Origin of the sequence: Phenylobacterium sp. (assembly GCF_036402295.1) — a bacterium.
Lineage (GTDB): Bacteria > Pseudomonadota > Alphaproteobacteria > Caulobacterales > Caulobacteraceae > Phenylobacterium.
Window position 1 is genome coordinate 1 of record NZ_DASWTE010000050.1, and the last position, 4,297, is coordinate 4,297.

A 4,297-nucleotide genomic window follows, 5' to 3' on the forward strand; every position below is an offset into this window, starting at 1 on the left:
GGGAGCCGGCCTGGCCGCCGCCTGCGCCGCGGGTCTGGTGCTGGGGGTCCAACTCGGCGCGCCTGCGGCCGCGGCCGACGACGCCGATGCGATTCTGGCGGCGATCGGCGACGACGACGTCAGCTTCTACCTCGACGAGGAAGCCGGATGAGCCGTCCGCTGCTCCTGGGGGCGCTGTTCGTGTCCCTCGCCCTGAATGTCTTCATCGGCGGCGCCTTCGTCGGTGCGCACCTGGCGAAATCAAAGGAGCCGCCGGCCGCCGTGGCGGGTTTCCGGGGCCGCAACCCGCTGGTCCAGGCCGTCCGCGCGCTGCCGCCGGAGTCGCAGGCCGCCTGGCGCGAGGGTGGACGGGCCTTCGCCCAGACCTACGGCCCCAAGGCGCGTGAGGCCCGCAAGCTCGCCCGCGAGACCATGCGCGGCTTTGGCGACGAGCCCTTCGACAAGGACGCGGCGCTGGCCGCGCTGGCGAAGGCGCGCGCGGCCGAGCACGAGAACCGCATGGCGATGGACCGCCGCATCGTGGAATTCGCCGCGACCCTGCCGCGGGACCAGCGCAAGGTGTTCGGCGAAGCCCTGGCTAGGCCGCCGCAGCGCCCGATGCGGCCGCCGGCTGGCTCTGACGGAGAGGGAGAGCGAAACTGACCAGGGTGCCCTGGCCGGGCGCGCTCTTCAGATCCAGCAGGCCGCCGTGCATCTCCACCAGCGACTTGGTGAGCGCGAGGCCCAGGCCTGTGCCCTGGGTGGTCTTGGAGTGCTGGCTTTCGACCTGCTCGAAGGGCCGGGCGAGGCGTTCGAGGTCCTGGGGCGAGATTCCGATGCCGGTGTCTTGCACGCCCACCCGCACGCGCTGACCCAGCGCTTCGTCGCGCAGCTCGGCGCGGATGGTGATCTTGCCGCCGCGCGGCGTGAACTTGATGGCGTTGGAGAGCAGGTTCAGCAGCACCTGCTTGATCGCCCGGTGGTCGGCCTCGACGTCGGGCAGGTCCACGAAGTCGAGGATCAGGCTCAGGCCAGCGGAGTCGGCGCGATTGCGGACCAGCCGCAGGGCGTCCTCGGCGATCTCCTCCAGGCACACCGGCTCGAAGCGCAGGGTGAGCTTGCCGGCCTCGATCTTGGCCATGTCGAGGATGTCGTTGATCAGCGCCAGCAGGTGCTGGCCCGAGTTCAGGATGTCACGGGCGTAGTCGCGGTAGCGGGCGTCGCCGACCGGACCGTACATCTCGGCGGCCATGATCTCGGAGAAGCCGTTGATGGCGTTCAGCGGCGTGCGCAGCTCGTGGCTCATGTTGGCCAGGAAGTCGCTCTTGGCCTGGCTGGCGGCCTCGGCGCGGATCTTCTCGGCCTCGTACTTGCGGGCCAGTTCGGAGAGCTGCTCCTGGCTCTGTTCCAGGTTGATGACCGCGCGGCGGAGTTCCTCCTCCTTGATCCGGCGGGCCTCCTCCTGGGTCTTCAGCACGGTGATGTCGGCGGCGGTGACGACGAGGCCGCCTTCCGCCGTGGGACGCTCGGAGATCTGCACCCAGCGGCCGTCGCTGAGCTCGGCCTCGCGCACGCCGCGGCGGCCGCCCGGCGCCGGATACTCCTGGCGGATGGAGAGACGCGCGGCGCGCTCCACCTGCTCGCGGCCGACGCCGGCCTTCAGGATCTCGGGGTCGAGCTGGAAGTAGCTGCGGAAGTTCTTGTTGCACATCACCAGCCGGCCGTTGCGGTCCCACAGGACGAAGGCCTCGGAGGTGCTTTCGATGGCGTCGCGCAGGCGGCTCTCGGCGGACTGCGCGCGCGCCTGGGCCAGACGCTCCTCGGTGACGTCGAGGGCCACCCCGATGATGCGGGCGAAGCCGCCCTCGGGGCTTTCGCCGAAGCCGCGGCCGCGGAAGTCGATCCAGACGGGCCGGGCGCCGGCCAGCGGCGGCACGCGGAAGCTGACGTCGAAGTCGCCGTAGATGGCGGCGGTGGACAGCGCCTCGCGCATGTCGTCGCGGTGCCCGGGGGCGACACGCTCCAGCACCTGCTGACCGTCCACCAGGCCCGAGCGCCAGCCGAACAGCGAGGCGGTGACCTCGGACATGAAGATCTGGTCGTTGGCCAGGTCCCACTCCCAGATGCCGCAGCGCGCGGCTTCGACGGCCATGCGGAAGCGCTGCTCCGAATCGATGCGGGCGGCCTGGACCCGCTCGACGCGCTGCATCTCGAGGAATAGCAGCACGCCCATCGCCACGGCCGCGGCCACCGGGATCAGGAACCAGGCGACCAGCTCGAACGGGCTGGGCGTCGCGCTCAGGATGCGGACGACACCGACGGCGGCGAAGACGGCGAGCAGGGCGACGACGGTGATGAGGGTCGGGCGGGAGTAGCGTTGCGACAGGGGCGTGCGGGGACGCGCCCGCCGCTCGGGCGTGACGCCTGCCACGCTTTGCCCCCCGCGTCCGGCCAAAGCCGCCGCCCTCCTAAGCTCTCGCTGGCCCGTCCCGGAACCGGCCGCGGAAGCCTAATCTGATCCGCAACCCACCGACATTGTGGGTTAATGCCACATCAGTTCAGCGCACGGGTCGCCAATTCGTAAACGTTCTTGGAGAGTCCCTCGATCGCGACAATCCGTTCCAGCTGCGCCTTCATCAGGACGCCCAGTTCGGGCTTCAGCCGCTTCCAGCCGCCCAGCGGATCGACCAGGCGGGCCGCGGTCATGGGGTTGTAGCGGTCGACGGCAATGATCTGGTCGGCCAGGAAGCGGTAGCCGTCCCCGCTCGGGTCGTGGAACCGCGCGGGGTTGAAGTTCGCGAAGGTCGAGACCAGGGCGCGCAGGCGGTTGGGATTCTGGGCGTCGAAGGCCGGATGGGCGGTCAGGCCCAGGATGCGGCCCAGCGCCGTCTCGCTGGTGTCGCGGGCCTGCAGGGCGAACCACTTGTCGACCACCAGCGGCTCGTCCTTGAACCGGTCGAAGAAGTGGCTGAGCGCCTCTTCGTAGGCCGGCCCGCCGATCTGCATCAGGGCCGAGAGGCCGCCGATCATGTCGGTCATGTTGACTGAGGCGTGGTAGTGGCCCGCGGCGATCTCGGTCACGTCGTTGCGGCCGGTCGTGGAGAGCAGGTCGAGGGCGGCGTTGCGCAGCGCGCGACGGCCGGCGCCGGCGGCGTCGGGCGAGAACTCGCCCAGGTCCTGCAGGCCCGTGTGCAGCCGGCGCAGTTCGGCGTTCAGGTGCATGGCGAGCCGCAGCCGCAGCGCATCACGCGCCTCATGGATCGCCGCGGGGTCGACCGGGTTGCGCAGCAGGGCGAGGTCCGTCTCCGCTGGCAAAGCCAGCAGCAGCGCCTTGAACGCCTCGTCCGAGGCCTGGTCGACCAGGGCGCGGCCCACGGCGTCGGCGTAGCGCTCCTCGCCCACCTCGTTCGGCCGGCCGGCGGCGCGGCTGAGGATCAGGTCGGCGGCCAGGTCCTGGCCGGCTTCCCAGCGGTTGAACAGGTCGGGGTCCGAGGCGAGCTGGACGTAGCGCTCCTTGGGCTCGGCGTCGGTCCGCATCACCACCGGGGCCGAGAAGCCGCGCAGGGCGGAGACCACAGGCAGGCTGTCGACGCCGGTGAGCGTGACCTTCATCTCCGGCCGGTCGAGCACGATCACGGTCTCGTCCACCGCCTGGCCGTCGCGCTCGAAGGCCAGCGTGCGGCCCTCCAGGTCGAGGAGGCCGACGGTCACCGGGACGGGCACCGGGCGCTTCTCAGCCTGGCCGTTCGTGGCCGGATTGGCCTGGGTGAGCGTGAGCTCGAGCGCGCGGGCTTCCTCGTCGTAGCTGCCGGCCAGCGTGATGCGCGGCGTGCCGGCCTGCTCGTACCAGGCGAAGAACGACGACAGGTCCTGGGCCGAGGCCTCAGAGAAGCATTCGATGAACGCCTCGACCGTGGTGGCGTGACCGTCCCAGCGGTCGAAGTAGAGGTCCATGCCCTTCCGGAAGGCGTCGGGCCCGATCAGGGTCTTCAGCATCCCGATCAGCTCGGAGCCCTTCTCGTAGATCGTGGCCGTGTAGAAGTTGTCGATCTTCATGTAGCTGGACGGTCGCACCGGGTGGGCCAGTGGGCCCTGGTCCTCGGCGAACTGGCGCATGCGCAGCGCCTTCACCGCCTTGATCCGCGCCACCGCCTCGCCGCGCATGTCGGCGCAGAAACCCTGCTCGCGGAAGACCGTCAGGCCCTCCTTCAGGCACAGCTGGAACCAGTCGCGGCAGGTGATGCGGTTGCCGGTCCAGTTGTGGAAGTACTCGTGGGCGACCACGGCCTCGATGCGCTCGTAGTCGAGGTCGGTGGCG

3 protein-coding genes are annotated in these 4,297 nt (G+C 70.4%); 1 reads left to right on the forward strand and 2 read right to left on the reverse strand.

Annotation, left to right across the window (positions count from 1 at the left end; translation table 11 throughout):
• Positions 1-147 precede the first annotated feature (147 nt).
• Positions 148-642: a periplasmic heavy metal sensor gene (locus VGD44_RS02995; RefSeq protein WP_331083725.1), complete on the forward strand. Its 495-nt coding sequence runs from the start codon at positions 148-150 to the stop codon at positions 640-642.
• Here the strand turns inward: VGD44_RS02995 and VGD44_RS03000 are convergent.
• The gene (locus VGD44_RS03000; RefSeq protein ID WP_331083727.1) at positions 578-2,410 is read right to left on the reverse strand and encodes a sensor histidine kinase; all 1,833 of its coding nucleotides are present in this window, start codon (positions 2,408-2,410) and stop codon (positions 578-580) included. The genes VGD44_RS02995 and VGD44_RS03000 overlap by 65 nt on opposite strands.
• A gap of 122 nt (positions 2,411-2,532) precedes the next feature.
• Positions 2,533-4,297 (reverse strand): aminopeptidase N (pepN, locus tag VGD44_RS03005; protein WP_331083729.1); only part of this gene is annotated, 1,765 nt, incomplete at its 5' end.

Excerpts from the sequence above, each read along its gene's own strand:
- VGD44_RS02995 (WP_331083725.1), top strand. The coding sequence starts at position 148 with ATGAGCCGTCCGCTGCTCCTGGGGGCGCTGTTCGTGTCCCTCGCCCTG.